Below are 26,833 nucleotides of genomic sequence, written 5' to 3'. Positions count from 1 at the left end.
ATAGTCGCTGAATAAACATAATTTCAAGCCTCGAGAGTTTTTTTAAAGTAAACCAGCCGTAATAAATTATCAAATTAATGATATCAATAGTGTTTAAACCATCAGTAAAACAACTCTTTACCTGATTTATACAAAATACTTCATAAAAGCCTCTACACTAGCCTTAAACACTTTAAGTACAAATTTTTAAATTTTATTCCACAGAAATCTACCTAAAACGAAAAGGAGCATTCTTTGACGGCACATAATCCCCTATCTTTACGATCATTTTTATTACGTTATGGCTACCGTGCCATTGTGTTTATCCTGTTAATGCTCATCATTATGATTCCGGATACTTTTCTTCTACTATTTCCCCAACTACATGATATCTTGATAGCCCTTATTCAAAGTGCTCTTTTCTTCTTGATCCTCCATTACATTTATCGTTTTTATAATAAACAATTAGTTGCAAACAACCCCTCCAATTATGGTAAGAAAAAAATAAGTGGAAGACTCATTGGTTTTAGCATTTTAATTTTTCTATCCCTTCAAGGGGTCAATATTGTTTTTATAGATCTTATTGCAATAGACCTTCCTGAAAATCAATTCATCATCGAAGAGCTTTTTATTTATTTCCCCATTGCGATGACTCTTTCCACCGTTATTGCCATGCCAATCGCTGAGGAACTACTCTTTAGAGGAATCTTCTTTAACTATTTCTTCACTAAAAACACCCCTCTTTTTAAAGCGCTCGCCATCATTTCAAGTTCAATACTCTTTGGCCTCATTCATGAACCTGCATTCTCTCCTCCCCTCATTTTATATACGACTATTGGAGTTTTATTAGCTCTAACTTATGTCTATACGAAAAATATTTTCTATCCAATTTCTATTCATATTTGCTATAACGCAATTGCTGTCATCTCTATTTTTTCTGCCTAACAAAACAGTTTTTATATCAAACTTTAAATAAGAAAATATTAAAAAACGCTGCACCGAGATCTGAAAACAATCATAATACTTGACAAAAATGCGCTGTAATCGTGCATAATCAAGCGAAACATTATGGTAAAACAAAGCACTATTACCATTGAGAAATAGATAAAACAGATTTTAAACATCCATAAAAATCATACTAACTTCATCTGTAATGCGACCTCCCGATATTTTAAATCCTTCAAAAGATCCTTTTTTAAAAAACTCAGCAATATTGCATAACTTTTTGATTTAAAAGCATGCTTATTCCCAAATCATTGCTATGATCTTTACTACCTTCGCTATTGATAAGATGATGATGCAAACCGTAAACTCTTCACTCCTTACAAAACTCTTTAACTTTTTCCGGCAATATACGTTAAAAATTATCGCGTTTTCCCTATTTTTACTGCTGATATTAATTCCTAATTTTTCTATATCACTCTTATATCGTCTTGGTGACCTACAACTTGCAAGTCTGCAATCTGGCCTTTACCTCATCATTATCTGCTTTATCTATGTCCAATATAAAAAAGCATTAATTCGTAATTACCGTTTAGAATACGACCGACAGAAAATCAACGGCAAAATCGTGCTCTTTTTACTAATTGTCGGGTTCTTATTTTATCTTATCGATGCCGTATTTAAAGATATTCTTCAGCTTGAAACGCCAGAGAACCAGGTAATTTTGGAGACTGCCGTTAGCTATTTTCCTTTAACGATGAGCATTGCAATTGTTTTAGGAATGCCGATTATTGAAGAGTTGATCTTTCGAGGCATTTTTTTCAACTACTTTTTTACAAAAGATACGCTTTCTCAAAAAGCCATCGGTGTGATAGTTAACGCACTCCTATTTGGCTTCGCTCATGAGCTAGCCCTTACCCTAAATTTATTACCTTATGTGTTAGAAATCGGCGGGTTGTTTACACTTCAGTGTTAAAATAATTTTCTAAAACTTCATAAGGCGTTAAACCATTAATACCCTTATGAGGTTTTACTGTGTTGTAATAGTTCAAAAATCGTTTTAGCTTCTTTTTCCGATCATCTGAACTGATAAACTCCTCCTGATTATGCCACATTTCCATGAGTGTTCGAATGACTCTTTCTGCTTTTCCATTCGTTTGAGGGCAAGCTGGCTTTGTAAACTTTTGATTAATCTTATGTGTTAGACACATTTCGACAAAGGCATGTTCTGATGTACCTTTATACTCACGACCATTATCCGAATAGGTGCATTCTACAGTATAGGGACACTGTTCTAACAGATCCCATCGAAGAAATTCAGCAGCACTAAACTGTGATTTATCAGGATAAATACCGGCATAAAGTTCTCTTGAAAAATCATCAATTCCTACAAATAAATACTCTCTAGTGCGATTTTTAAGATCCCCTTTTAAAAGAGGGAGCCGTTTAGTATCCACATGGACCATCTCGCCAGGATAGTTTTTGTTATAACGTTTAGCCCTCTTTTTAAGTTTCTCTTCAATAGATTTTTCAATCTTTGCAAGACGTTTAATGCCATACTTAATTGTTCTATAACGTTCATTTTTACTAGCTAATGGCACAAACAAGTTCAATCTACCTTGTTTTAGTACTTTATAGATCGTAGGTCTGCTTACCATAAAACGCTCAGCTAGATAGGTTACGGTAAATTTTTCTTGATGATGTAATCGCCAAATCTCTTCTCGATGAAACGGCGTTAATTTTGTTTTTCGATGGATATTCATAACAGTATTTTCTCCTAATACTGTAAACAACGCGATAAAATCCTACACCTTATGCTTTAATCGGCGCTTTATTGGCAATCACCTATCTTTATACTAAAAATATCTATTATTGTATCTTGATTCATATTACCAATAATGCGATTGCCATTTGGTTTATACTGCATAGTTAACTCTTAAAATAAAACCTTTTAAAACAAATAACACCTTAAAAAAAAGCTGCGATAACCCATTTATCACCCAAAAAACAGCAATGATAGTTCACACAAATGCGTTATAATCGTGCATAATCAAGCTATCGAATAGAAAAATTCTAGGAATTATTATGACATCATTTCAGACCTACCTCGTTGGCGGTGCTGTGCGAGATAAGTTACTGAAACATCCTTACCATGAACATGATTGGGTTGTTGTAGGGGCAACGCCGGAAATTCTCACACAAAAAGGCTTCCTTTTAGTGGGTAAAGATTTTCCTGTATTTCTCCACCCTGAAACAAAAGAAGAGTATGCCCTTGCTCGCTCTGAGCGAAAAGTAGCAAAAGGCTATCAAGGTTTTGAGGTTTGCGCTGATCCCTCCATTACTTTAGAAGAAGATCTACTTCGCCGAGATCTTACAATCAATGCCATTGCCGAGGATATCCATGGTAATCTTATAGACCCTTATGGTGGCGCAAAAGATATTGAAAATCGTATTTTACGCCATGTTAGCGATGCTTTTATTGAAGATCCGGTTCGTGTTTTACGTTTAGCGCGATTTTATGCGCGTTATTATCAATATGGGTTTACCATTGCACCAGAAACAAAATCCCTCATCAAAACAATGATCCAATCTGGTGAGTTAGAAGCATTAACCCCCGAGCGAGTCTTTCAAGAACTCAATAAAGCGTTGGGAGAAGCCTCTCCCCAAGCATTTTTTAATGCACTTCGAGAAGTAGGCGCCCTCGAAATCCTCTTTCCAGAAGTTGAAGCGCTCTTTGGCGTGCCGCAAACAGCAAAGTACCATCCGGAAATTGATTCAGGCGTTCACACACTCATGGCGCTGGAAGCGGCTGCATCAATTACCAATGATCTACCCACTCGTTTTTCGGTTTTATGTCACGATTTTGGCAAAGCAATCACGCCTCAAGATGAGTGGCCAAGCCATAAACTCCATGAAATTCGGGGTGTGCCTCTAGTAGCTGACTTTTGTGATCGACTTAAAGTACCGAAAGAGTACCGAGATATCGCTTTAAAAGTGACTGAGTATCATCTCATCATGCATCAAGCCTTTATTCTTCGTCCTAAAACAATCCTTAAACTGCTTAAAAAGCTCGATGCCCTACGTAAACCGCAAAATCTCACCCGTTTTGTAGATGCATGTATGGCAGATGCTCGTGGTCGACTACATTTTATGGATCGAAAATACCCACAACGGGAATATCTCTTAGCCATGAGAGAGGCTATTGCAAAAATAAATTTACAGCCCATCATCCAAGGTATTGAAAAAGATCAGATTCCTGCCACAATTGAACGGGCCCAAACTAAAGCGATCTTTAATGCGATTAAAGATTACACAAATATTTGACGATCTAAAGTTAATGTCCTATCATACATTTCTTTCTTGGAAAGCAAGAATCAAAATTTCGGGGCATAGCGCAGTCTGGTAGCGCATCTGGTTTGGGACCAGAGGGTCGGGGGTTCGAATCCCTCTGCCCCGACCATTTTAAAATTCAAATGCGGTCCTATAAGTGCTTTAAGCGCTCGTAGCTCATCTGGATAGAGCATCGGCCTTCTAAGCCGAGGGTAGCAGGTTCGAGTCCTGCCGAGCGCGCCATTAAGCATTATTGGCATGCAGGTTCTAAGAAAGAAAAGCGGTAAAAAGAAGTACTATCTATGGTGGGCGTAGCTCAGTTGGTAGAGCCCCGGATTGTGATTCCGGTTGTCGCGGGTTCAAGTCCCGTCGTTCACCCCAAATAGATAACATATAAAGCGTTTCCCAAAGACGATTTATAATGATCTCAGCATCAACTTCTACACATTAAGATCGGGGCATAGCGCAGTCTGGTAGCGCATCTGGTTTGGGACCAGAGGGTCGGGGGTTCGAATCCCTCTGCCCCGACCATCTTAAGAAAGCGGCGTCCTTAGGGACGTTTTTTTTCGTCTTTAATAAAATAAAAAATGTCTTTTATCAATTAATATAGGTCCGCTCTTAACATCACCGTTACTTTAGTAATCCTAACCGCAAAGAGTCATCTCACAAACACCAATGATCTCCATTTCTACTGCCATAAGTCTAGCAATCATAACGACCGCTATCATTTGCGTTTGCAACTTATTCTGCGAAATAGAGAAAATAACGTATTATGAGTATCGGTATCTCTCGTTCTTTTTAATTGTTTTTAAGGATGCATATTCATGACGATTAGAATTCTCTTAACCTGTGCGATTACCCTATTAATTACGGCTTGCGCTACTGTTGCCAATTTTCCAGCAACGAACCAACCTTACCTTGATGCAAAAACGAGGGTGCAAAACCTTAATTCTGATCAATACCAATATTTAGATGATAAGACCATCTATATAGGAGATATAGACCAAGATACTCCTTCTGGCTTTGGCGAACTGATATCTCCTGATGGCTCTATCTATCAAGGCGCTATCAAAAATGGGCACGCTCATGGCTTTGGTAAAAGCACAATGATTACCGGAGAAGTATATGAAGGAGAGCACCAACAAGGAACTTTTGAAGGCAAGGGTAAACTTACCTTAAGTGATGGCTCATTCTTTATTGGCATTTTTAAAGATCATAAAGCTTATCGGGGAGAGATGCACTTTACAGATGGTAAAGTTGCAACTCTTTAAAAACTACCATAACGATCAAAAAGGTCATTTAATAACGCTCAACACTTTAACAGCACCCACTCATCCCCATTAGAAACTAAAAGGCTCATCATCCGCCCTTGGAAAGAAGCTGATTTCCCTGCATTTGCTGAGATGAATCGTGATCCCTTAGTCATGAAATACTTCCCTGCCATTTTATCTAAAGAAGAGAGCCGAAACCTATTTGATGAGATCAATCGCCGCACGATGACTAATGGTTTTGGACTTTGGGCTTGTGAGCTTAAGGAATCGAAAGAGGTTATTGGATTTGTAGGACTAAATAAATCTACAGCACAATTCTATTTTAGCCCCTGTATTGAGATTGGCTGGCGCTTACGCTCACAATATTGGCGAAAGGGCTACGCGAAAGAAGCTGCTATTGCTGTTTTACAATTTGCTTTTGAAGTATTAAAACTAGAAAAAGTTGTCGCTTTTACTGCCACCTCCAATACGCCATCAGAAAGCTTGATGCGAGCACTTGGTATGACTAAGTTACCCGATAACTTCTTACACCCCGCCCTTCCTAAAGAACACCCACTAGCAGAGCATGTCGTTTATCAAATAACAGCACCACTATAATCTTCATCACTTAAGATTACTCAGCAGCTTTTCTCCCCGCCATAAAGTCCCCATCATCCCGTTTTAACTTCGCAAAAATGTAAGTGGCGAGTAACGTTAAAACACCCATACTGATAAAGGTCAACTGGAAAGCTTTTTCTGTGTTTTCCGTAGGAAACCAATGTTGCCCGACATAGAAATTTAGAAAGAGTGCGGCAAATGCAACACCTAACGTCATTGCCAACTGCTGATTGACGACCATTAAACTATTACCACTACTGACTTGATCAGGCCCTAAATCCCCAATCGTTAAGGTATTCATCGCTGTAAATTGTGTTGAGTTACAGATCCCTAAAATATAGAGCTGAATGACTAAGGCCCAAATTGGCATTTCTCGCCCAAAAATACCGATCATGATAATGAAAAAACTAATCATCGCCGTATTCCAGATTAGAACATTGCGATAACCGGTTATTTTCAAAATACGAGTCACCACAGGCTTGACCGTTAATCCCCCTACAGCAATTGGCACTAATAACCACCCAGCATCACTAGGTGAATAACCTAACGCCACCTGAAAAAATAGCGGTAATAAAAATGGCATCGCACTTATGCCTAAACGCGCCACAAGATTACCATTTAGTCCGATTCGATAAGTCCTCACATCTAATAATGTTAAAGCAAAAAGTGGTTTATCTTTTCGTCTTGCATAGAACCAATAGCGTGTTAAAAAGAGCATACCACCTAAAATAAGTGGAAGCGCTAGCCATTTATGCGCCCCATTAATTGAATACTCTAAGCCATAAGTGATTAAGAAAACGGCGATAGCAAATATAAGATAGCCATGCAGATCAAACTTAAATGGCGCACCTTTAAAATCAGGCATATGAAAAAATGCAAGCCCCAAAACAATTAACCCGATAGGAATATTAATCAAAAATATCCAGTGCCAACTAGCATACTGCACAAGATATCCCCCCAATAAAGGCCCTAAAATGGGGCCAATAAGCGCTGGAGTAATCGCATAATTAATCACCCGAAGATAATCTTTTCGATCATAAGCTTTCATCAACGCTAAGCGGGCAACCGGCGTTAACATCGCACCACCCACACCTTGCAACACACGAGATAATGTTAATTGAGTAAGTGTCATAGAAAGCGCGGCAAAAAGTGATCCTAACGTAAAAAAGACCACTGCTAATAAAAAGGTATGCTTTGTCCCAATTTTATCGGCAACAACGCCACTAATAGGCGCACAAATTGCCAATACTAAGGTATAACTGATTAAGATAGATTGAATTTTAAGCTGAGGTTCATTGAGATCTGCCGCAATACTTGGAAGCGCCGTATTCAAAATCGTTGTATCTAACATCTGCATAAAGATCGCAATTGCCAAAATCACCGGCAATAGCTTTTTAGATCTCAATGCATTCCTTGCTTCTAGCTCACTATCCATCTCTTTTGATCCTTACAACTTTGATTATCAGGGTACTTTGATAGATTATCACTAAAGTTCTCTAAAAGTCACGTTATCAGGGGCTTCATGGAATTCATTAGCTTTAATTGATGACCCATCTTCCCTACTGCAAAAAAATATTATTCTTTAAGATCTGGTAAATTATGGAATGTTAAAGTTCCTGAGACAATCGCTTCTTTCTCACCTTGATCAGATATGCTTATTTCAAAATATGGAATAAAATTTGTTTCAACCTTATAGTCAAAATCAGCACTATCACCCATTGTAAAATGGTCTTGCCCTGCATAATCAACATTAAGATAAGCGACTTTTTTACTAATAGCTCGCCCTCTTCCAGCACTCACAGAGACTTTGCACTGATAATCATGCCCTGGCTCAAAATAATCACCATGACTTCGCAGTTTTAGGGCTAATCTATTGTCGCCATTTTGTAAAAAATCATTAATATTATCGAGAAAATCTGCCGACATTGAACCAATACTAGCCTCATAAGTATCGTAAACTAACTGATCATTAATATAAAAACCACATTGTGAACCACGGGCATAAAACTGCATTCGATAGATCTGATCAGGCTGCTTTAAAGGACTCATTGCCACAATAGTAGGAGGCACTTCTTTTTCTGACTTTTTATTTAAAACAGTAAAAAGTAATAGGTTTGCCCCGATTATTAAGAGAATAATAATGCCCCAGATTTTCTGTTTTTTAGTCATAGACCGCTCACTATATTGATTAACTATTTAAAAATACGTCACTATTTTTAAGATCGAAGTTTAGATCTATTAAAACAAAAAAATCACTAAAAATCTCTTAGATTCAGTCAATTCAACTCTAATCAGAAAATGAATCAATTAAAATCATTCTTTTGCGCCATCTTTCTAGAGAAATATCATCTAGCCATTGCTTTAGCTATGAAAAGAGTGCAAAATAATCCGCTTGAGTTAGCCAGATAATCGCTAGTATTTTATATTAGAGGAAAGTCCGGGCTCCTCGGATCAAGGTGCTAGATAACGTCTAGAAGGCGCGAGCTTATGGATAGTGCTGAAGAAATTAAACCGCCTAAAGATCTTTTAGATCTCGGTAAGGGTGAGAAGGTGCGGTAAGAGCGCACCGTACGAGAGGTGACTCTTCGTAGCTGAGGTAAACCCCACCTGGAGCAAGACCAAATAGGAGTACGTTAGACGAGATCCGCGTTGTACTCGGGTAGGTCGCTGGAGGGTAGGAGTGATCCTACTCCTAGATGAATGATTATCCACGACAGAACCCGGCTTACCGGCTAACTCAACCTCATTTTATAGATAAGTTTTAATACCATGATGATTATTGAAGAAGCTCTTAAATTCGGCAAAGAGGCCCTAGGCTCACTTCCCTCCCCTCAATTTGAGGCAGAGCTTCTTCTCTCTTATCTTTTAAAGGTAAATCGCAGTTATCTCATCGCCTTTCCTGAAAAGAATCTAGATGAGACAACCATCACCCATTATAAATCTCTCCTTGAGCGCCGGAAAAATGGTGAACCATTTGCCTATATTACCGGTGAGCGAGAGTTTTATGGCTTATCTTTAAAGGTGAATCAAGAGACCTTAATACCAAGAGATGACACTGAAGTGATTGTGGATGCAGCACTGGCACTTATCCCAATGAAGCTCGATACGCCTTTCTCTCTTATTGATTTAGGGACAGGAAGCGGCACGATTGCACTTGCGATAAAAAGCATGCGTCAAGATATCTCTGTGACAGCTGTGGATTACTATCAAGAAACCTTAGAGATCGCGAAACAAAATGCCCAAAATAACCAACTTGAGGTTCATTTTACCCAAAGTAATTGGTTTGAAAATCTGCCACTCGCCTCTTTTGATATGATTGTCTCTAATCCACCTTATATCGATCCTATCGATCATCATTTAGAAGGTGATGGTGTCAAGTTTGAGCCTAAACGCGCACTGATAGCAGATAATAGAGGGCTATCTGATCTTTTTCATCTGATTGAATCTGCCCCTCGCTACTTTAAAAAATCAGGCTGGCTTCTTCTTGAGCATGGCTATGACCAACGAGAGCCGCTACAACAAAAAATGCAAGAATGCGGTTATACACAAATTCATACGCTAAAAGATTATGGTAATAATGATCGAGTTACTTTGGGGTTTTACCGGTAAAAAATTCTTGATAGTTTTAGCACCTCATTAGTTTATGTTTATAAAATCAATCTCTATTGAATCCTTTTTCATTGAGGTGCTTCATCATGTCCATCCTATTTTTATGAGACATATAATCACTCATCGGCTCACTCCATCCGATATCTTTCTTATTCTCTGATCTCGATTGGTAATATACTTTCATCTGCTGATCATAGAATTTCAATATTGCTTCGTATTGACTACTATCATAAAAATCTTTATGCACTATAGATTCTATTGGCAACCTAGGTTTTACCTCATTTTGTTCATCAGGGATACCTATTGCCATACCGAATAAAGGAAATACTTTCTTCGGTAATTTTAAGAGTTCACTTATTAGAATAGGTTCATTTCTCATTCCACCAATAAAACAAATACCATACCCTCTTGATTCAGCTATTAAACTAAAATTCTGCGCAACTAATGCTGTATCAATAGTTGCGACTAATAAGTTTTCTGCAGATTGACTTTCTATTACTTTGCCATGCATATTACACGCAATATTAAGTCGTTCTAAATCTGCACAAAAAAGTAAAAATTTATTACAAGTTGCAACGTGACTATTACTAGATAAACTGGATAATCGTTCTTTTAATTCTTGGTCTGACACCATAATAATGGAATAAGCTTGAACAAAATGAGATGAAGATGCGTGCTGAGCAACTCTTATCATATCTAAAATAACTTCTTCATCAATATTATTCTCTTGTTGATAACGACGTACCGAACGATGGCTCTTTATTAATTTATCAATAGTATTCATAATGTTACCCCCCATATCAAAAAATTTAATAACTAGATATCCACAAAAAGAGAAGACGTTATAACCATATATCGTCTTCTCTTTATTTATTAATTAACTGCCTAAAGCTTTAAATCCCCCATACATTAATGGGCTTAATAAAATTGTAGCTATAGTTAAAATAATTGTAAGAGGCAAACCAACCTTTACATAATCATTAAAACGATATCCCGCCACAAGAGTCATTGACATAGCAGTTCCTCCGATTGGCGTTGCAACAGATGCAGAAGCTCCTATTGTAATAGCTAAAGCAAAAATCATAGGATCATAACCTAATTGAAATGCAATATTAATATATATAGGTATCAACATTGCAGCTACTGCTGTATTAGACATTAAATTAGTTAAAAATACAGCGACAACAACACCGATGATCAATAACAGCATGGGAGAAGCTGTTTCTCCGCCGCCAACCATTAAAGCCCATTCAGCCAATAATTTCCCGCCACCACTAATATCTAATCCTGCAGCAAACCCCTGGGCTGCTGCCATTAATATTAATGTATTCCAATCTAAATCAGCAACGGCATTTTTAAAAGGCTTACAGCCTGCTACTAAACATATTGTAGCTCCCAATAAGGCTACAATGCCTATATTCCAAATTTCTGTTACAAATCCGACAATACAAAAAAGCATTACACCACCGGCAACTAACATCTGTGGGGTTACTTTTATTTTATCATCCAAAGAAACTGACTCTGCTGGCTCAACATCCTCAAAAGTAAACACTCTTTTTTGGAAACGATAACCAAAAATCACATAATATAGAACGGTGATAATAAATAGAGGAATAACCACATAACTTAGGTCAAAAAAGCCCATTTCTTGAGCTCCCTCTGTCGATCTTAAAATAGATTGCGTCATAAGCTGAGCAGTTGATCCTACTAACGTTGCAGCTCCACCAATTGAAGTTGCGATGCCTAACCCCATTAATAGATTTCGACTTCGTACTCGTCCATTCGAGCTGACCGCTACAGCACCAACTAAAGGAATCATTGTAGCCATAACAGCCGTATTACTTAAAAAGGCAGAAGCCACACCTGTAACACACATTAAAACTACAAGTAAAAGTAACTCATTATTTATAAGCTTACTACGAGATAACCTTTGACCTATTAATTTAACAAGTCCAGTTTCAAAAAGACAATCTCCTATAATCAACATTCCAAATAACATCACAAATAATGTACTAGAAAACCCCGCATACACTTTTTCTAGAGGCATGACACCTGTGACCCCCATTGCCAACGATGCAATTAATGCAGTTAATGCGATGGGTATTTTTTCCATCGCAAATAAGATCATTGCCCCCAATATAATAATGATCGACAGCACGTCATACCCAATAAATCCCATGAATAAATTATCCACAACTCCTCCTACGAAAAAATGCTAATAATAATGGCTATTGATTTCTTTCTTTTAATAATTTCATGATCATCTCATCACGCCAGCGAACTCTTAAATCCCAATCTTCCATGGGGAGAATATCCCTTCGCTGCTGATTTACGTCTTTCACTAGATCTTCTGTCCAAGGATCTTTTTGCCCTCTTTCTGCCCCCATACGCGCATAGGCAGGCCCCATTTTTTCAGCATGGCTTACAACTCCACCACGAGTATTAAGGTCAATTGTTTCAAAAGGACCAACAATAGACCAACGAAGCCCTAAACCTTCCGTCATCACTTTATCGATATCATTAACACTTGCGATACCATCTCGAACTAAGCAATAAGCTTCTCTTAGAACTGCACCTTGTAACCTATTAAAAATAAACCCCTCAATCTCTTGATTTAAGATCACTGGTATTTGCCCACAACTCTCAAATAGAAACTTTGCTTTATTGATCACATCTAGAGCCGTTTCTGGTGTTGGTACTAACTCGATAATAGGAATGAGATGAGGAGGATTCCCAGGATGTGCAATTAAACAACGCGTTTTATTATGTAGATTCTCAGCTATTTTAGACATCATAATGGCGGAAGATGCACTCACAAAAATAGTCTCTTTAGAAAACAATATTTCTAATTGTGAAAATATACTTTGCTTTATTTCTAATCGTTCAGGCACACACTCAATGACTAAATCAGGTGCATTATTAGGCAACTCTGTTAAATCATTTAATAGGGTAATGCGCTGTAAAACCGTTTCTTTACTGATCGTTAACAGATCATAATTTTCTAAGTCTTCAATACGTAACTTAATCTCTTGCATTATAAAATTGAATCTGTCTAAATCTGGCTCATAAAGAGCGATATCTATATTCGATTTTGCAAATAAGAGAGTAAAACTAATGCCGATACTTCCTCCCCCCACAACCACAACCGATAAGGCATCTTTAGATATTTGCTTTACCAACGGTCAGCCCTCCGCAAACATATAAGGTTTGCCCTGTAATAAAACCACTTGCATCATCTAAGAAAAAGAGTGCTGCATTCGCAATATCTTCTGGTTTACCCAAACGTTTAACCGGTACAGATCGAATAATATTTTGTGTTAATTCACTCTCTAAAGGGTTTGCTTTAATAAACAACTCTGTTTCTATAGGTCCAGGTCCAATAGCATTAGCTGTAATACCATATTCACCTAACTCAAGAGCCCAAACTTTCGCCACACCAATTAATCCAGCTTTAGTAGATGCATAAGCTGTTCGTAATTCTTTCCCCAAAGCTGCACGAGAGGACATATTCACAATTCGCCCAAACTTCGCCTCTTTCATACTTGGGAGTAATGCTTGTACACATTGAATTGCAACTCTAACATTGAGCTCCCAAGCCAATTTAATCTCATCATAAGTTTGATTCTCTATAGAAGCAGGCATCACAACACCGACATTATTAACAAGCCGAGTGATAGGTCCTCCTTTTAATGCTTCCTCAAGAGCCGATGCCGTTTCTATCTCATTCGATAAATCTGCAACTATCCCCCCTTCTAAACGATCTATTACAACCGTTTCATATCCTTTTTTTTCACAAGCCTCAACTATTGATTTTCCAATACCAGACATTCCACCCGTAACCAATACTCGTTCTTTCATTATTTGCTCCTACATTTAAATTGCTACTGTTTAGACTGCCGCGACAAAAATACAAAACTAATACTTCTATTCCCCAATCTAAAAAAACTATCCCTTATATCAGGCTCAAACTCTTTCAATAACTAACGCAATCCCTTGCCCCACACCAATACACATTGCACATAGTCCATATCGCCCTTTACGACGTTCAAGTTCGTAAGTAGCTGTTGTAACCAACCTGGCTCCTGATGCACCTAGCGGGTGACCTAAAGCAATAGCTCCTCCATTAGGATTGACACGATTATCATCATCTTTTAATCCCAACTCACGCATACAAGCTAAAGCTTGTGCCGCAAAAGCTTCATTTAGTTCAATAACGTCCATCTGATCTAAAGTTAATCCTATGCGTTTTAAAAGCTTTTTAACGGCAGGAACAGGACCAATCCCCATAACACTGGGGTCAACTCCCATACTCTGCATGCCAATAATTTTTGCTAAGGGTTTTAAACCATATTCTGCAACTGCCTTATCAGACGCAATTAGGAGCGCTGCAGCCCCATCATTAATCCCTGAAGCATTGCCGGCAGTAATTACGCCATCTTGTTTTACAAATGGCTTTAATTTCGCTAACCCTTCTTGAGTCGTAGATGCTCTAGGATGTTCATCTTTATCAAAAACAAGATCATCAGAACGACGTACTGGAATTCTTACAGGAATAATCTCTTGCTCAAATACCCCATTTTCTTGCGCATTGATCGCCCGCATTTGGCTACGATAGGCAAATTCATCTTGATCCTCACGAGAAATATTAAATCTTTGCGCTAAGTTCTCAGCTGTTTCCGGCATTGTTTCAGTGCCATACATCGCATCTAGTTTAGGATTAACAAATCGCCAGCCCATCGTGGTATCTTCCATTCTTTGACCACGCCCAAAAGCACCATCACTTTTACCAATTACAAATGGAGACCGCGTCATACTCTCAACGCCGCCGGCAATTAAGAGATCTGCTTCATCCGATTTAATGGCTCTAGCAGCACTCCCAATAGCTTCTAAACTTGATCCACAGAGCCTGTTTAATGTGACACCAGGTACTTCTTGAGGTAGTCCTGATAATAGAGCTGCCATACGCGCCACATTTCGATTATCTTCCCCCGATTGATTCGCACACCCTAAAATCACATCATCAAGTTGCGACCAATCTACTTCAGGATGACGTTCCATTAGCGCAATGATTGGCAATGCGGCCAAATCATCAGCACGAATACCTGCAAGTGTACCGCCATAACGCCCAAAAGGCGTTCTAACTGCGTCACAAATATAGGCATTTTTTTCACTCATACTCCACCTTCTTCTTTTATCAACTATTCTCTTTTACGACATAGGCTATAAATTAATTCTCTGTAGCATCTATTAATAGTGCATCTGTTAAAGCTTCTAACTCTGAAAAAGTAATTCCACCAAACATCTCAATGACATACAGCCCTTCATTCTTCACATCAATAACAGCTAAATCTGTATAAATTCGATCAACACAACCAATACCTGTTAAAGGATAAGTACACTCTTTTACAATCTTGGGGCTACCATCTCGCGTCGTATGATTTGTCGCAACCCAAACATTTTTAGCACCTATAGCCAAATCCATTGCTCCTCCCACAGCTGGAATTGCATCAGGTTCACCGGTATGCCAGTTTGCTAAATCACCATTCTGTGCAATTTGAAAAGCCCCTAAAACACAAATATCTATATGACCGCCTCGCATCATCGTGAAGGAATCGCCATGATGAAAATAACTTCCACCAGGCAATAGAGTCACCATCTCCTTACCGGCGTTAATTAAATCTGGATCCTCTTCCCCTTTTGTAGGCGAAGGCCCCATCCCTAATAAACCATTTTCACTATGTAAAAAAACTTCTTTATCTGAGCCCAAATAATTGGCGATAGATGTTGGTAAACCAATTCCTAAATTGACATAGGCTCCATCAAAAACATCTTGAGCAACTCTTTCAGCAATTTGATTTCTTGTTAAAGGGATATAATTTTTTGTCATTTTCTTGCTCCACAACTATTGAATTTCTACAATTTCAGTCACAAATATTCCGGGAGTGACAATACTTTCAGGATCTAACCCACCCAAATTGACGACTTCTTGCACCTGAGCAATTGTATGATTTGCCGCCATAGCCATAATCGGTCCGAAGTTTCGTGCTGTCTTGCGATAAATCAAATTGCCATAACGATCCCCTTTATAAGCTTTGATCAATGAAAAATCTGCCGTGATAGGGTATTCAAGTACAAAATTTTTCCCATTAATCTCACGAGTTTCTTTACCTTTTGATAATTCTGTACCAAAGCCCGTTGGCGTATAAATCGCTCCAAGGCCAGACCCTGCAGCTTGAATTCTGGCAGCTAAATTGCCTTGCGGCACTAATTCAAGCTCGATTTCTCCTGCTCGATAAAGTGCATCAAAAACTTGAGAATCTGATTGCCTCGGGAAAGAACAGATAATTTTCTTTACTCTCCTAGCTTTCAATAGTGCCGCTAAGCCAATTTCTCCATTACCCGCATTATTATTAATAATGGTTAAATCAGTAGCCCCATGTTTAATTAATGCCTCAATAAGCTCAGCTGGCTGTCCTGCTGCACCAAAACCGCCAATCATAATGGTTGCACCATCAAAAATTTTTTCAATAGAAGCTTCTATAGAGGAGCTAATCTTACTAATCATAATGATCCTTTATGTTAATAACCTTAAAACAACCGACAGTCGAACAACACATTCACTCATCGAACAATAGATTAATTACATATCAGCTATGATTTGTCAAAGAATTTAAAACATATAATCTTTATTTAAAGCATTAAAACCACTTATGCCCTATAATCTAATAACAATTAAAATGGGGCTTTACCCAGAAAAAATCCTAGGAAATTAATCATTTTATGCAAGAAGAAATAGCAACTTTATCAACCCTTCTAGACCAATATGCTGATGATCCTGACTTTGTTAGTGCATTTGCAAGAGGTTTGGCTATTTTTCAGATCCTTTCTAGTAGTCGAAAACCTTTAACAATTTCTGATATTTCAAAAATCACAAAATTTCCAAGAGCAACGGTAAGAAGAGCCTTATATACATTGATCCAATTAGGATATGTCTCTCAAGAAGAGCGGTATTACACTTTAACTTCAAAAATTCTGATGCTCTCACATAGTTTTATAACTTCTCAGCCTCTACCTAATGCAGCACAGCCTATTTTAGAAAACATCACTAAAGAAGTTGATGAAGCCTCATCAATGGCAGTCTTGACGCAAAATCAAATTATTTATATTGCTAGATCTTCAGAAAATACTCAAAGAATCATGTCTAACACTTTAGCAATAGGAAGCCAATTACCTGCCTATTGCACTTCAATGGGGAGAGTATTACTAGCCGCCTTACCTAAAGAGAAACAGAGAGAAATTATTCTAGAATCAAAACCCAAGGCCTACACAGAAAATACAATCTATACAGATGTTGGCTTATTACAAGAATTGGAAAAAGTCCAAAAACAAGGCTACGCTATTATTGATCAAGAACTAGAGATCGGGCTCTGCTCTATCGCAGTCCCTGTTTTTGATAAATCAGGAAAAGTAATTGCCGCAATCAATATTAGTACACATGCCTTAAGAACAAGTATTGATGAGATGTTAGATAATTTTCTGCCAATCCTCCAAAGATCAGCTTCCCTTTTAAAAACTTTTCTTTAATAATGTAGCAAATCATCTCTTAGATAAGAGACTTCCACTATTTAGCTGAGGCGACTTTGTTAAATGTCATAGGATTATTTAATCGTCTTGAGCTTTATAAGCGATCATACGATTGATATTGGAACCTTTTAAAAAAGGAGCACTAAAAATTATGCAAAAAAAACTCCTAGAAGAGATCTCTCCGATCTTAGAAAAACATGCAGATAACTCAGATTTTTTAAGCTCTTTTGCTAGAGGATTAATTATATTTGAAGTTCTCTCCACCTGTAAACGTGCACAAACAATCTCAGATATTGCCAAAGAAACAGGCTTTCCACGAGCAACAGTGCGCCGAGGTCTTTTTACGCTTGCTGAATTAGGTTATGTCATTCAAGATGATCGCTATTATGAGCTCTCTCCAAAGGTCTTGATGATTGCCCATAGCTACATTAATTCACAAACGCTCTCAAGCACAGCTCAACCCATATTAGAAAATATTACACGCGAATTAAATGAAACCGCCACTATGGCTGTTTTAGTACAAAATGAGGTGATCTATATCGCTAGATCTTCCGAAATCACGCAGAAAATAATGTCTAATACCTTCACAATTGGGACACATTTACCGGCATATTGCTCTTCTATGGGCAGGGTTCTACTGTCTGCTGAACCAGAAGAGAGGCAACGCGAAATTCTAGCCCATTCGCAGTTAATCCCTTATACCGATAAGACAATCTACGAAGTAGAAGCTCTTTTAAAAGAATTTAAAAAAGTGAAAGAGCAAGGCTATGCCATTATCGATCAAGAGTTAGAGATTGGCCTCTGCTCTATCGCGGTTCCTGTATTTGATCGTGGCGGGAAAGTGATTGCTTCTATTAGTATTAGCACTCACATTCTCAAAAAGAGTATTAATGATATTAAAGCGCATTTCTTACCTGAGCTTTTAAAATCGGCAGCACTTTTAACAAGTTTCATCTAAAGATAACGCTCACTAAACAAGAACCTCTCTTCCTCTTTCAATCAGAGAGGAAATAAAAAAACCTAGTTAATATTCAACTAGGTTTTTTATTGTCGCCCCGATTTAAAAATCACTATTCAAAAAATGTAGCCTGTAAACTAAACTAGCTTACACGATGCCTGATAGAGTAATGCTTACACTGCTCATAACCAAGCGCCGGCAATCTAACTTCTGTCACTTTTAAACGGAGTTCACCATAATAGCTATTACGGCTAATTAACCATTACGGCGCTCAGCTGCTAATAATGCTTCTATACGCTTTTCTAAAGGGGGATGTGTACTGAAAAGGTCTCTTAAAGAACCGGTAAAACCAAATGCAGCAAACTCCCCTGGCAGATCCTGATTTAACTCAGGGCGACGACGAAGCGCATCTAAAGCATTTGCCATTTGTCGATTAGAGGTTAATCTAGCGCCACCTTCATCAGCCCGATACTCTCGATAACGACTAAACCAGCTAGCAATAATTTGTGCCAAAAAGCCAAAGACAATTTGTAAAACAATCGTCACAATGAAGTAGATTCCAGAATTAGTAGCTTCCCCTTCCGAGTTCCCTCTTGAGGCAATAGCTTGTGCAATAATTCGTGAGAAAAAGACCACAAAGGTATTTAAAACGCCTTGCAATAATGCCATCGTCACCATATCTCCATTGGCAACGTGAGCCATCTCATGACCTATAACCGCTTCAATCTCATCTTTATTCATTACTTGAGTCAAGCCTGTACTAATAGCGACTAATGAATTATTACGACTGGCACCTGTTGCAAAAGCATTGGGTTCTGGCGATTCAAAAATCCCTATTTCCGGTGTTTTTACACCCACAGCTTCTGCCTGTCTACGTACAACATTAACATACCAAGCTTCAAATTCATTTTGAGGCGTTTCAATAATATGAACCCCCATTGAACGCTTCACCATGCTTTTTGACATCAACAAAGAGATGATCGAGCCTGCAAATCCCACAACGGCACAAGCTAATAACATTGGAAATAATCCCCGACCACCAGAAATTGCCGTGTCGAGCCCTGTAATCTTTAAAATAACCGTAATCACAGCGATTACCGCCATGTTCATCATCATCCATAAAGCTACTCTTTTAAACATGAAATCTCCTTATTTCATTACTATTTACCAGTAGGTTTAACTAGTATTACTGATGCATACAATATGAGGGCTTTATTTGAAAAAAACAATCAATAAAGAAAAAAGCCTTGATGAAATATTCACCAAGGCTTTGTCCTGTATCGAGCAATCTCGAAAAATTATGCAGTTTTCGCAGTTTTGCGTGCTGGTAATTTTTCTTTGATTCTTGCTGCACGACCTGAAAGCTCACGTAAGTAGTAGAGTTTCGAACGACGAACACTACCACGACGTTTCACATCAATGCTTGCAATAAGTGGGCTATAAGTTTGGAATGTACGTTCCATACCAACACCGTGAGAAATACGTCTTACGATGAAAGATGAACCTAAACCACGGCTCTTAATTGCGATTACAACGCCTTCAAACGCCTGAATACGTTCGCGGTCGCCCTCTTTAACCCTTACATTTACGATAACAGTATCGCCAGGGTTAAAAGCAGGAAGCTCTTTACCTTGCATCGCTTCTTGCTCTAATTGTTTAATAATATTCATTGTCGTTAAACCTTCTAATGTAATAACCATCTTACCCAGATTTATTCTAAGCAAAGCATTATACACCAATAATTCAATATTGGTACCACTTTTATTCAAATAATGTGGTGGAGCCTTGCCCCTTTCGTAATATTTCTGGAGCACCATTGCTCAAATCTATCACTGTCGTTGGCTCCATGCTACAAGCACCGCCATCTATAATAGCGTCAACGTGATCACCGATCACATCACTGATTATAGAGGCATCATTGAGCTCATATGCTTCATAACCAGGTACTTTTAACGTTGTTGAGAGGATCGGAGCCCCGAGCTCTGCTAAAACAGCTTGGATTATAACATGATTTGGAACACGAAGTCCTACTGTATTTCTTTTAGGCATCAAAAGTTTTTTAGGCACTTCCCTCGTACCTTTCAATATAAGAGTATAAGCCCCTGGTAAAATCGCCTTTAATAGTCGATATTGGGGATTATCAACGATCGCATAATGGGATAACTCAGAGAGATCCTGACAAATTAAAGAGAAATAGTGATTCTTAGCACTCTCTTGTCGAATCTTTAAAATTCGGTCAATTCCTTTCTGATTGCCAAGCATGCAGCCTATCGCATAACTTGAGTCAGTTGGATAAACAACAACGCCTTCATTACGGAAGATTGTAACAACTTGCTCTATAAGCCTTGCTTGCGGGCTCTCAGGATGAATTTCTAATAACATAGGTGCCTCCCCTCTGTGATTTTACAGATAGATTTATAGTCATTAATCGCAGTAATTGTTGTCATCACGACAATATTTAAATTACTACTTTAATCATTGTAGCACTATCTATTTAAAATTGAGGCTCCTTACTAACAAGGAAAATACTCTCTTAAATTGGTTTTCCTAGATAATCTCGATAATGTAGCTGAAACCAGAGCATTGCAATCAGGGTAAAACCATTATCTAGCATTCCCTTAGCCAATAGTTCAAACCCAGCTTCTCGGCTAATCACAAAAGCTTCAATATCTTCAGACTCTTCTTCCAGTCCATATAATCCGCCGGCATTTGTTAAATCACATAATCCTAAATAGAGATACATCTTCCCAGGACTTCCTCCTGTTGAAGGAAAATAATCATAAATAGGAATAAGCTTTTTAATCTCAACTCCAGCTTCTTCTTCTGCCTCGGCAATAATAATAGATTCCGGAGTCTCATCTCGATCGATTGTTCCTGCTACGATCTCAATAGTCCAAGGAGATCTTCGCTCTTCTCGCTCTATTAAAGGCACTCGCAATTGACGGATAAACAGCAATTCATCACGTAAAGGGTCATAAAGTAAAATACTGACCGTATCGCACTTTACAATGACTTCTCGGCGAACATTCTCAAATCGGCCACCATCAAAACAATCGTGATCTACTATCACTTCATCAATTTTAAAAAAACCATTAAAAATACGGCGCTTACTGGTCACCGTTATATTCTCTTTATTGAAGTCTTCTCTTTTCTCTAACGTCATAAGCACTCTTATTATAAGGATTAATAATAAAGGATCTCAATTATCACTCAATAAAAAAAAGCCATTCAATAGAATGGCTCTTTTCATAAAATCTGTGGGATTAACTACCCCATGTTCTAACCGCACCGCTATCAATATGAACGAACGCTGAACGGCTATAATAACCAACACCACCAGCTTTAAGTGATAATGCTGAATTGCGTAGATTACGAGTAGATACGCCTGGCATACGAATATCAATTGCTTTTGCTTTTGTATGGAAGCTGCTCTTTGCAACGCCACGCATCGTGTTACGTAACATTTCATTAGTTTTATGTGAACGGTAGCCACTTAAACCGTGAACAGGTTTTGAATAACCTAATTGAAGCGTTAATGCATAAAGTTGATCTAAGACATGTGGGTCATAAAGTTTTGCAGTTTTTGTTCTTCTATCACGTAGCGCCCATGAAATCTCATCTAATGATTCACGGATATAGCCTTCACCCGGCACCCAATAAACTGTTCGAGTTGTTTCACCTAATGCCGGAGTATAGATTACAAGCTCTCTTTCATTAGATAATGCTTGTTTTGCTAATGCTGGGTTTAATCCAAAAATACCAAATGCAGCTGATCCTGCTAATACTCCAGATGCAACCTTTAAAAGGTTTCGTCTATTATCGCAAACAATTTCATTATGTTGCTTAATATATGATTCACGATCTGTAATAATTAATTTGTTATTCATTGTCTATATAACCCTTTGTGCCGTCCTTGCAAGAACTAATCACTGTCTTTTACTATACTTTATTTCTTATTTCAAGAAGTCAGTCTAATATTCGTTCTATAAAAAAGCAACCCGCATACTGTAAATTATTTCAAACATTTATATTTAATATTATATATAATATCTCAATAATAAGCTGGTTACCTCGTAAATTCTATTACGCGACGGTGAAGGAAGCAACTATTTTTTTCTGCTCATGGTAAAATAAAGCACTATTTTTGATCCTCCTCTTATTATATTGAAGATATATGCAAAATATACAACCGCATGATACTGATCTTGCACAAATAAAAACACCACCACACTCTATAGAAGCTGAGCAAGCAGTCCTCGGTGGTCTACTAATTGATAAAGATGCTTGGGATCGTATTGATGGGATCTTATCTCCCGGCGATTTTTATAGCAAAAATCATCGAATGATCTTTGAAACAATTCAAAGTCTCTATAATGAGATGCAATCTGTTGATATTCTCACGGTCAGTGATGATTTAAAACAACGGGAATTATTAGAAGAGATTGGTGGACTTCCCTACTTAGCAACGCTAGCCCAAGATATGCCTTCGGTCAGTAATATTCAAGCTTATGCAAATATTGTTTATGATCGCTCAGTCGTCCGCAAGCTCATTGCTGTCGGTACTAATATCGCAGATTCAGGATTTAATCCCAAAGGTCGAAATAGTAACGAATTAATCCAATTTGCTGAACAAGCCGTCTTTGCTATTGCAGAGCAAGGAAATAAACAAGATGCCGGTCTTATTGATATTCGTGATGTTCTTAAAACAACAATTGCTCGTATTGATGAGCTTGCACAATCTAAAGGCGGTATTACAGGTGCCCCTACAGGCTGGGATCAATTTGATGAAATGACATCAGGCCTACAAAATGGTGATATGATCGTGGTAGCCGGTCGTCCTTCAATGGGTAAAACAACAATCGCCATGAATATGGTTGAACGTGTTGCCATGTATACCAATAAGCCTGTTGCAATCTTCAGCCTTGAGATGCCAGCAGAACAACTAGTAATGAGAATGTTCGCATCTATAGGCGGTATTGAGCAAGGGAAGATCAGAACGGGTGAGCTCAACGATATTGAAGCTAAAAAACTCAGTGATGCCACTAAAACGCTCGCTCAAACAAAAATCTTTATCGATGACACGAGTGGACTTAGCCCCTCAGAGATGCGCTCAAGAGCTCGCCGTCTTCAACGTGATCACGGCCAGCTTGGCTTAGTTATGGTGGATTACCTACAATTAATGAGTATTCCTGGCATGTCTGACCAACGTGTAGCTGAAGTCTCCGAGATATCCCGTTCTCTTAAATTAATGGCCAGGGAGTTAAATGTTCCTGTTATCGTACTTTCACAGCTTAACCGTAGCCTTGAGCAAAGACCTAACAAACGGCCAGTAATGAGTGACCTGCGTGACTCAGGAGCAATCGAGCAGGATGCTGATTTAATTTGTTTTGTTTATCGTGATGAAGTTTATAACGAAGAATCTCCTGAGAAAGGAGTTGCTGAAGTGATCATCGCAAAACAACGTAACGGTCCAATCGGGACAGTAAAACTTAGCTTCCAAGGGAAGTTCTCACGATTTATGAATCTGTCGACTAGAGATTTCGCAGATCAATTTGTGGATGAGTAAATTCTCTAAACAGGAACAAAAAAGCTCAAACCAGTGATAAGGTTTGGGCTTTTTTATGGATTAAAATCCACCTTAATATTTTAAGTTTACTCCCTAACGATTTATCCATAAAATCTCTTATACCAATTTACCTTTAGCTAGAAATTTTTCCTCTATAAAAGTTTATTTTTCTGAGGACAGACCTTGAACTAAAGCCTCTAAAATATCTAGCTAAATTTAAAAAAAACTATATTAAGCATCTTTGTAGCGCCCATAAATATCAATATAATCATACAGTTAATTAGCAACATTATTATTAACTAAAAAATTTAGCCCAAAGATGCACTTACCTCCTAAATCATTTCTTCCTTAAAACTTCTTGAGATATAAACCTCATTTAGCATCATTTATCAGCTATGAAAAAATTCAAATGTTCCCCCAGCAACTTTATAGATCCTTCTAACCTCGCATTACTATAAGGCTAAATAAAATGTGCTTATCAAGGCTCAACCGTCGCCGGAGTCAATATCCCGTCTCTTTCTGGTCTGCATGCCGGCAGATTATTAACTTCTATTTCTTCTCATTTTTTCTAAATCACTCTAAGTAAGAACAGGTTCACCTCAGTACCAAAATAATTACTTATTAAGAGTATCCTTGCTTTATTTAATATCTAAAAAACTCTAAAGAACTAAGGTTCCCCAAATTGCCGCGGCTCAGCTGTAAAAGAAGTTTGCACGTTACTCCGGCAACTTTATAGACTTTCTAACCTCGCATTACTGTCAGGCTAAATAATGTGTGCTTATCAAGGCTCAACCGTCGCCGGAGTCAATATCCCGTCTCTTTCTGGTCTGCATGCCGGCAGATTATTAACTTCTATTTCTTCTCATTTTTTCTAAATCACTCTAAGTAAGAACAGGCTCATCTCAGTACCAAAATAATTACTTATTAAGAGTATCCTTAGCTTTGTTTAATATCTAAAAAACTCTAAAGAACTAAGGTTCCCCAAGTTGCCGTGGCTCAGCTAGCAAAGAAGTTCGAACATTACACCGGCAACCATGAGATCCCTCTAACTTCACAGCGCTTTCGCAGGAGATTAATGGTACTTATTAAGGCTCAGCCATCGCCAGAGTCAATATCTCGTCTCTTTCTGATCTACATGCCAGCAGGAGAAGCATCTTCCATGTCTCTGGGGTAAAGAACCTTCCCCTCTTTGCCCTCACTTTTCTAACTTCCTTTTATCTTTTACTTTTCTCCAGGCAAAAGAAAAACCTCTAGCTCATCTGAACTAGAGGTTTCCTATATTAAGCCCTGGGGGTGACCTACTCTCACATGGGATCTCCCACACTACCATCGGCGCTACTACGTTTCACTTCTGAGTTCGGGATGGGATCAGGTGGTACCATAGTGCTATTCTCCCCAGGAAAACTGGTTCGCGCTTGAAGTCTTTTTTATTGTGACTCCACTCACTGAATAAATTTGATTAGTTGGTATTATAACAGCAAACTTTCGTTTTATTTAAGTTATTTTGTATTCATTTTGAACTTTAGTGAAACAGTCTTTTATCATGTTTCGTATCAAAATTGTCTAAGACCTATTATATGGTCAAGCCTCACGGTCAATTAGTATTGGTAAGCTCAATGCATTACTGCACTTACACACCCAACCTATCAACGTCGTAGTCTTCGACGGACCTTTAGAGGGGTTAAACCCCTAGGGAAATCTAATCTTGAGGAAGGCTTCCCGCTTAGATGCTTTCAGCGGTTATCCCGTCCATATGTAGCTACTGGGCAATGCCATTGGTATGACAACCCAAACACCAGAGATATGTCCACTTCGGTCCTCTCGTACTAGAAGCAGCTCCTCTCAAATTTCCAACGCCCACGGCAGATAGGGACCGAACTGTCTCACGACGTTCTGAACCCAACTCGCGTACCACTTTAAATGGCGAACAGCCATACCCTTGGGACCGACTACAGCCCCAGGATGTGATGAGTCGACATCGAGGTGCCAAACTCCGCCGTCGATATGAACTCTTGGGCGGAATCAGCCTGTTATCCCCGGAGTACCTTTTATCCGTTGAGCGATGGCCTTTCCATACAGAACCACCGGATCACTAAAACCTACTTTCGTACCTGCTCGACGTGTCTGTCTCGCAGTCAAGCACCCTTTTGCTTTTGCACTCAATAGCCCGATTTCCGACCGGGCTGAGGGTACCTTCGTACTCCTCCGTTACTCTTTCGGAGGAGACCGCCCCAGTCAAACTACCTACCATACAATGTCCTTAACCCGGATAACGGGTCTAAGTTAGAATTCCAAAACTTTCAGGGTGGTATTTCAAGGATGGCTCCACTAAAACTAGCGTCTTAGCTTCAAAGCCTCCCACCTATCCTGCACAAAAAGATTCAAAATCCACTGTAAAGCTATAGTAAAGGTTCACGGGGTCTTTCCGTCTTGCCGCGGGTACACCGCATCTTCACGGCGATTTCAATTTCACTGAGTCTCGGGTGGAGACAGCCTGGCCGTCATTGCGCCATTCGTGCAGGTCGGAACTTACCCGACAAGGAATTTCGCTACCTTAGGACCGTTATAGTTACGGCCGCCGTTTACTGGGGCTTCGATCAAGAGCTTCGCTTACGCTAACCCCATCAATTAACCTTCCAGCACCGGGCAGGCGTCAGACCCTATACGTCCACTTTCGTGTTTGCAGAGTCCTGTGTTTTTGATAAACAGTTGCAGCCAGCTTTTCACTGCGACCTTCCTTAGCTTACCGCGTAAAGCGTTCACCATGGAAGGTGTACCTTCTCCCGAAGTTACGGTACGATTTTGCCGAGTTCCTTCACCCGAGTTCTCTCAAGCGCCTTAGAATTCTCATCCCAACCACCAGTGTCGGTTTGGGGTACGGTTCTCATATCACTATAGCTTAGAAGCTTTTCTTGGAAGCATAGCATCAACCACTCCGGAGGTCGTAACCTCCTCGCATTCACATCTCAGCATTAAGATCCCGGATTTGCCTAAGAT

The 26,833-nt window shown here is 38.7% G+C and carries 25 protein-coding genes, 4 tRNA genes, 2 rRNA genes and 1 other RNA gene (1 of these 32 running past the window's edge); 15 read left to right on the top strand and 17 right to left on the bottom strand.

The window, feature by feature from the left end; genetic code table 11:
* Positions 1 to 234: 234 nt before the first annotated feature.
* On the top strand, positions 235 to 924 hold the full coding sequence (locus MMG00_RS00560) for a CPBP family intramembrane glutamic endopeptidase (RefSeq protein ID WP_242149916.1): 690 nt from the start codon (positions 235 to 237) through the stop codon (positions 922 to 924).
* Between the two features lie 346 nt (positions 925 to 1,270).
* The gene (locus tag MMG00_RS00555; RefSeq protein ID WP_242149913.1) at positions 1,271 to 1,897 is read left to right on the top strand and encodes a CPBP family intramembrane glutamic endopeptidase; all 627 of its coding nucleotides are present in this window, start codon (positions 1,271 to 1,273) and stop codon (positions 1,895 to 1,897) included.
* Here the strand turns inward: MMG00_RS00555 and MMG00_RS00550 are convergent.
* Positions 1,881 to 2,684: an integrase core domain-containing protein gene (locus MMG00_RS00550; RefSeq protein ID WP_242153261.1), complete on the bottom strand. Its 804-nt coding sequence runs from the start codon at positions 2,682 to 2,684 to the stop codon at positions 1,881 to 1,883. The genes MMG00_RS00555 and MMG00_RS00550 overlap by 17 nt on opposite strands.
* A gap of 59 nt (positions 2,685 to 2,743) precedes the next feature.
* On the opposite strand from MMG00_RS00550, the gene MMG00_RS14250 reads away from it, so the two are divergent.
* The 8 genes from MMG00_RS14250 to MMG00_RS00515 all read left to right on the top strand — a co-directional run bounded on the left by MMG00_RS14250 (position 2,744) and on the right by MMG00_RS00515 (position 6,119).
* Positions 2,744 to 2,854: a CPBP family glutamic-type intramembrane protease gene (locus MMG00_RS14250; RefSeq protein WP_349775520.1), complete on the top strand. Its 111-nt coding sequence runs from the start codon at positions 2,744 to 2,746 to the stop codon at positions 2,852 to 2,854.
* A 152-nt stretch (positions 2,855 to 3,006) separates the two neighbouring features.
* Complete coding sequence (locus MMG00_RS00545; RefSeq protein ID WP_242149910.1) at positions 3,007 to 4,245, top strand: multifunctional CCA addition/repair protein; 1,239 nt, start codon at positions 3,007 to 3,009, stop codon at positions 4,243 to 4,245.
* A 59-nt stretch (positions 4,246 to 4,304) separates the two neighbouring features.
* A tRNA-Pro gene (locus MMG00_RS00540) sits at positions 4,305 to 4,381 on the top strand.
* Positions 4,382 to 4,417: 36 nt separating this feature from the next.
* Positions 4,418 to 4,494 (top strand) — tRNA-Arg (locus MMG00_RS00535).
* Positions 4,495 to 4,556: 62 nt separating this feature from the next.
* A tRNA-His gene (locus MMG00_RS00530) sits at positions 4,557 to 4,632 on the top strand.
* A gap of 73 nt (positions 4,633 to 4,705) precedes the next feature.
* Positions 4,706 to 4,782 (top strand) — tRNA-Pro (locus MMG00_RS00525).
* A gap of 293 nt (positions 4,783 to 5,075) precedes the next feature.
* A complete protein-coding gene (locus tag MMG00_RS00520) occupies positions 5,076 to 5,522 on the top strand; it encodes an MORN repeat-containing protein (RefSeq protein ID WP_242149907.1) in 447 nt (148 codons plus the stop codon).
* 87 nt (positions 5,523 to 5,609) lie between these two features.
* The gene (locus tag MMG00_RS00515) at positions 5,610 to 6,119 is read left to right on the top strand and encodes a GNAT family N-acetyltransferase (protein WP_255837784.1); all 510 of its coding nucleotides are present in this window, start codon (positions 5,610 to 5,612) and stop codon (positions 6,117 to 6,119) included.
* Between the two features lie 16 nt (positions 6,120 to 6,135).
* On the opposite strand, the gene MMG00_RS00510 is transcribed toward MMG00_RS00515, so the two are convergent.
* Positions 6,136 to 7,554, bottom strand: a complete 1,419-nt coding sequence (locus tag MMG00_RS00510) for an MFS transporter (protein WP_242149901.1) — start codon at positions 7,552 to 7,554, stop codon at positions 6,136 to 6,138.
* Between the two features lie 140 nt (positions 7,555 to 7,694).
* The gene (locus tag MMG00_RS00505; RefSeq protein ID WP_242149896.1) at positions 7,695 to 8,288 is read right to left on the bottom strand and encodes a hypothetical protein; all 594 of its coding nucleotides are present in this window, start codon (positions 8,286 to 8,288) and stop codon (positions 7,695 to 7,697) included.
* Positions 8,289 to 8,512: 224 nt separating this feature from the next.
* Here MMG00_RS00505 and rnpB point away from each other — a divergent pair.
* Together rnpB and prmC are read left to right on the top strand one after the other, a co-directional pair.
* Positions 8,513 to 8,863, top strand: an RNA gene (gene rnpB, locus MMG00_RS00500) — RNase P RNA component class A.
* Positions 8,864 to 8,888: 25 nt separating this feature from the next.
* Entirely contained in the window at positions 8,889 to 9,728 is an 840-nt protein-coding gene (prmC, locus tag MMG00_RS00495) for a peptide chain release factor N(5)-glutamine methyltransferase (protein ID WP_242149893.1), read from the top strand.
* A 46-nt stretch (positions 9,729 to 9,774) separates the two neighbouring features.
* Here prmC and MMG00_RS00490 read toward each other — a convergent pair whose 3' ends face one another.
* The 7 genes from MMG00_RS00490 to MMG00_RS00460 form a co-directional block, all read right to left on the bottom strand.
* Positions 9,775 to 10,512, bottom strand: a complete 738-nt coding sequence (locus tag MMG00_RS00490) for an NADPH-dependent oxidoreductase (protein WP_242149891.1) — start codon at positions 10,510 to 10,512, stop codon at positions 9,775 to 9,777.
* Between the two features lie 93 nt (positions 10,513 to 10,605).
* Complete coding sequence (locus tag MMG00_RS00485; RefSeq protein WP_242149888.1) at positions 10,606 to 11,922, bottom strand: SLC13 family permease; 1,317 nt, start codon at positions 11,920 to 11,922, stop codon at positions 10,606 to 10,608.
* A gap of 34 nt (positions 11,923 to 11,956) precedes the next feature.
* Positions 11,957 to 12,907, bottom strand: coding sequence for a 3-hydroxyacyl-CoA dehydrogenase (locus tag MMG00_RS00480; protein WP_242149884.1), 951 nt, complete (start codon positions 12,905 to 12,907; stop codon positions 11,957 to 11,959).
* On the bottom strand, positions 12,888 to 13,589 hold the full coding sequence (locus MMG00_RS00475) for an SDR family oxidoreductase (protein WP_242153187.1): 702 nt from the start codon (positions 13,587 to 13,589) through the stop codon (positions 12,888 to 12,890). Before MMG00_RS00475 ends, MMG00_RS00480 begins: the two co-directional genes overlap by 20 nt.
* A 102-nt stretch (positions 13,590 to 13,691) precedes the next feature.
* The gene (gene pcaF / locus MMG00_RS00470; RefSeq protein ID WP_242149880.1) at positions 13,692 to 14,903 is read right to left on the bottom strand and encodes a 3-oxoadipyl-CoA thiolase; all 1,212 of its coding nucleotides are present in this window, start codon (positions 14,901 to 14,903) and stop codon (positions 13,692 to 13,694) included.
* A 52-nt stretch (positions 14,904 to 14,955) separates the two neighbouring features.
* Positions 14,956 to 15,615, bottom strand: coding sequence for a 3-oxoacid CoA-transferase subunit B (locus tag MMG00_RS00465; RefSeq protein ID WP_242149877.1), 660 nt, complete (start codon positions 15,613 to 15,615; stop codon positions 14,956 to 14,958).
* A 15-nt stretch (positions 15,616 to 15,630) separates the two neighbouring features.
* On the bottom strand, positions 15,631 to 16,293 hold the full coding sequence (locus MMG00_RS00460) for a 3-oxoacid CoA-transferase subunit A (protein WP_242149874.1): 663 nt from the start codon (positions 16,291 to 16,293) through the stop codon (positions 15,631 to 15,633).
* 215 nt (positions 16,294 to 16,508) lie between these two features.
* On the opposite strand from MMG00_RS00460, the gene MMG00_RS00455 reads away from it, so the two are divergent.
* Together MMG00_RS00455 and MMG00_RS00450 are read left to right on the top strand one after the other, a co-directional pair.
* Positions 16,509 to 17,312, top strand: coding sequence for an IclR family transcriptional regulator domain-containing protein (locus MMG00_RS00455; RefSeq protein WP_242149872.1), 804 nt, complete (start codon positions 16,509 to 16,511; stop codon positions 17,310 to 17,312).
* 151 nt (positions 17,313 to 17,463) lie between these two features.
* Positions 17,464 to 18,270 (top strand): IclR family transcriptional regulator domain-containing protein, encoded by an 807-nt coding sequence (locus tag MMG00_RS00450; protein ID WP_242149869.1) that lies wholly within the window; start codon positions 17,464 to 17,466, stop codon positions 18,268 to 18,270.
* A gap of 255 nt (positions 18,271 to 18,525) precedes the next feature.
* Here the strand turns inward: MMG00_RS00450 and htpX are convergent, their stop codons facing one another.
* The 5 genes from htpX to MMG00_RS00425 all read right to left on the bottom strand — a co-directional run bounded on the left by htpX (position 18,526) and on the right by MMG00_RS00425 (position 22,157).
* Positions 18,526 to 19,410 carry a protease HtpX gene (gene htpX, locus MMG00_RS00445; RefSeq protein WP_242149866.1) on the bottom strand — a complete coding sequence of 295 codons (885 nt, stop codon included), beginning with the start codon at positions 19,408 to 19,410 and terminating at the stop codon, positions 18,526 to 18,528.
* 158 nt (positions 19,411 to 19,568) lie between these two features.
* On the bottom strand, positions 19,569 to 19,940 hold the full coding sequence (gene rplS / locus MMG00_RS00440) for a 50S ribosomal protein L19 (protein WP_270049374.1): 372 nt from the start codon (positions 19,938 to 19,940) through the stop codon (positions 19,569 to 19,571).
* A 91-nt stretch (positions 19,941 to 20,031) separates the two neighbouring features.
* Positions 20,032 to 20,652 (bottom strand): L-threonylcarbamoyladenylate synthase, encoded by a 621-nt coding sequence (locus tag MMG00_RS00435; protein WP_242149863.1) that lies wholly within the window; start codon positions 20,650 to 20,652, stop codon positions 20,032 to 20,034.
* 151 nt (positions 20,653 to 20,803) lie between these two features.
* Positions 20,804 to 21,433 carry an NUDIX domain-containing protein gene (locus tag MMG00_RS00430; RefSeq protein WP_242149860.1) on the bottom strand — a complete coding sequence of 210 codons (630 nt, stop codon included), beginning with the start codon at positions 21,431 to 21,433 and terminating at the stop codon, positions 20,804 to 20,806.
* 100 nt (positions 21,434 to 21,533) lie between these two features.
* The gene (locus MMG00_RS00425) at positions 21,534 to 22,157 is read right to left on the bottom strand and encodes a YcbK family protein (protein ID WP_242149857.1); all 624 of its coding nucleotides are present in this window, start codon (positions 22,155 to 22,157) and stop codon (positions 21,534 to 21,536) included.
* 287 nt (positions 22,158 to 22,444) lie between these two features.
* Between MMG00_RS00425 and dnaB the strand changes: the two genes are divergently transcribed.
* Positions 22,445 to 23,836, top strand: a complete 1,392-nt coding sequence (gene dnaB / locus MMG00_RS00420) for a replicative DNA helicase (protein ID WP_242149853.1) — start codon at positions 22,445 to 22,447, stop codon at positions 23,834 to 23,836.
* Positions 23,837 to 25,121: 1,285 nt separating this feature from the next.
* On the opposite strand, the gene rrf is transcribed toward dnaB, so the two are convergent.
* Positions 25,122 to 25,236 (bottom strand): 5S ribosomal RNA (gene rrf, locus MMG00_RS00415).
* Between the two features lie 177 nt (positions 25,237 to 25,413).
* A 23S ribosomal RNA gene (locus tag MMG00_RS00410) occupies positions 25,414 to 26,833 on the bottom strand; it runs 1,492 nt beyond the window's last position.

It is taken from the genome of Ignatzschineria rhizosphaerae, from assembly GCF_022655595.1.
GTDB lineage: Bacteria > Pseudomonadota > Gammaproteobacteria > Cardiobacteriales > Wohlfahrtiimonadaceae > Ignatzschineria > Ignatzschineria rhizosphaerae.
The sequence above is the reverse complement of the archived record's forward strand: the minus strand, read 5'-3'. Positions and strand labels throughout refer to the sequence as shown.

Bases quoted from the DNA above. Each gene is read 5' to 3' on its own strand.
- MMG00_RS00545 (WP_242149910.1), top strand. From the start codon at position 3,007: ATGACATCATTTCAGACCTACCTCGTTGGCGGTGCTGTGCGAGATAAG.
- pcaF (WP_242149880.1), bottom strand. From the start codon at position 14,903: ATGAGTGAAAAAAATGCCTATATTTGTGACGCAGTTAGAACGCCTTTT.
- rplS (WP_270049374.1), bottom strand. From the start codon at position 19,940: ATGAATATTATTAAACAATTAGAGCAAGAAGCGATGCAAGGTAAAGAG.
- dnaB (WP_242149853.1), top strand. From the start codon at position 22,445: ATGCAAAATATACAACCGCATGATACTGATCTTGCACAAATAAAAACA.
- MMG00_RS00510 (WP_242149901.1), bottom strand. From the start codon at position 7,554: ATGGATAGTGAGCTAGAAGCAAGGAATGCATTGAGATCTAAAAAGCTA.
- MMG00_RS00465 (WP_242149877.1), bottom strand. From the start codon at position 15,615: ATGACAAAAAATTATATCCCTTTAACAAGAAATCAAATTGCTGAAAGA.
- MMG00_RS00455 (WP_242149872.1), top strand. From the start codon at position 16,509: ATGCAAGAAGAAATAGCAACTTTATCAACCCTTCTAGACCAATATGCT.
- prmC (WP_242149893.1), top strand. From the start codon at position 8,889: ATGATGATTATTGAAGAAGCTCTTAAATTCGGCAAAGAGGCCCTAGGC.
- MMG00_RS00550 (WP_242153261.1), bottom strand. From the start codon at position 2,684: ATGAATATCCATCGAAAAACAAAATTAACGCCGTTTCATCGAGAAGAG.
- MMG00_RS00450 (WP_242149869.1), top strand. From the start codon at position 17,464: ATGCAAAAAAAACTCCTAGAAGAGATCTCTCCGATCTTAGAAAAACAT.
- MMG00_RS00430 (WP_242149860.1), bottom strand. From the start codon at position 21,433: ATGACGTTAGAGAAAAGAGAAGACTTCAATAAAGAGAATATAACGGTG.
- MMG00_RS00425 (WP_242149857.1), bottom strand. From the start codon at position 22,157: ATGAATAACAAATTAATTATTACAGATCGTGAATCATATATTAAGCAA.
- MMG00_RS00490 (WP_242149891.1), bottom strand. From the start codon at position 10,512: ATGAATACTATTGATAAATTAATAAAGAGCCATCGTTCGGTACGTCGT.
- MMG00_RS00435 (WP_242149863.1), bottom strand. From the start codon at position 20,652: ATGTTATTAGAAATTCATCCTGAGAGCCCGCAAGCAAGGCTTATAGAG.
- htpX (WP_242149866.1), bottom strand. From the start codon at position 19,410: ATGTTTAAAAGAGTAGCTTTATGGATGATGATGAACATGGCGGTAATC.
- MMG00_RS00460 (WP_242149874.1), bottom strand. From the start codon at position 16,293: ATGATTAGTAAGATTAGCTCCTCTATAGAAGCTTCTATTGAAAAAATT.
- MMG00_RS00555 (WP_242149913.1), top strand. From the start codon at position 1,271: ATGATGATGCAAACCGTAAACTCTTCACTCCTTACAAAACTCTTTAAC.
- MMG00_RS00505 (WP_242149896.1), bottom strand. From the start codon at position 8,288: ATGACTAAAAAACAGAAAATCTGGGGCATTATTATTCTCTTAATAATC.
- MMG00_RS00520 (WP_242149907.1), top strand. From the start codon at position 5,076: ATGACGATTAGAATTCTCTTAACCTGTGCGATTACCCTATTAATTACG.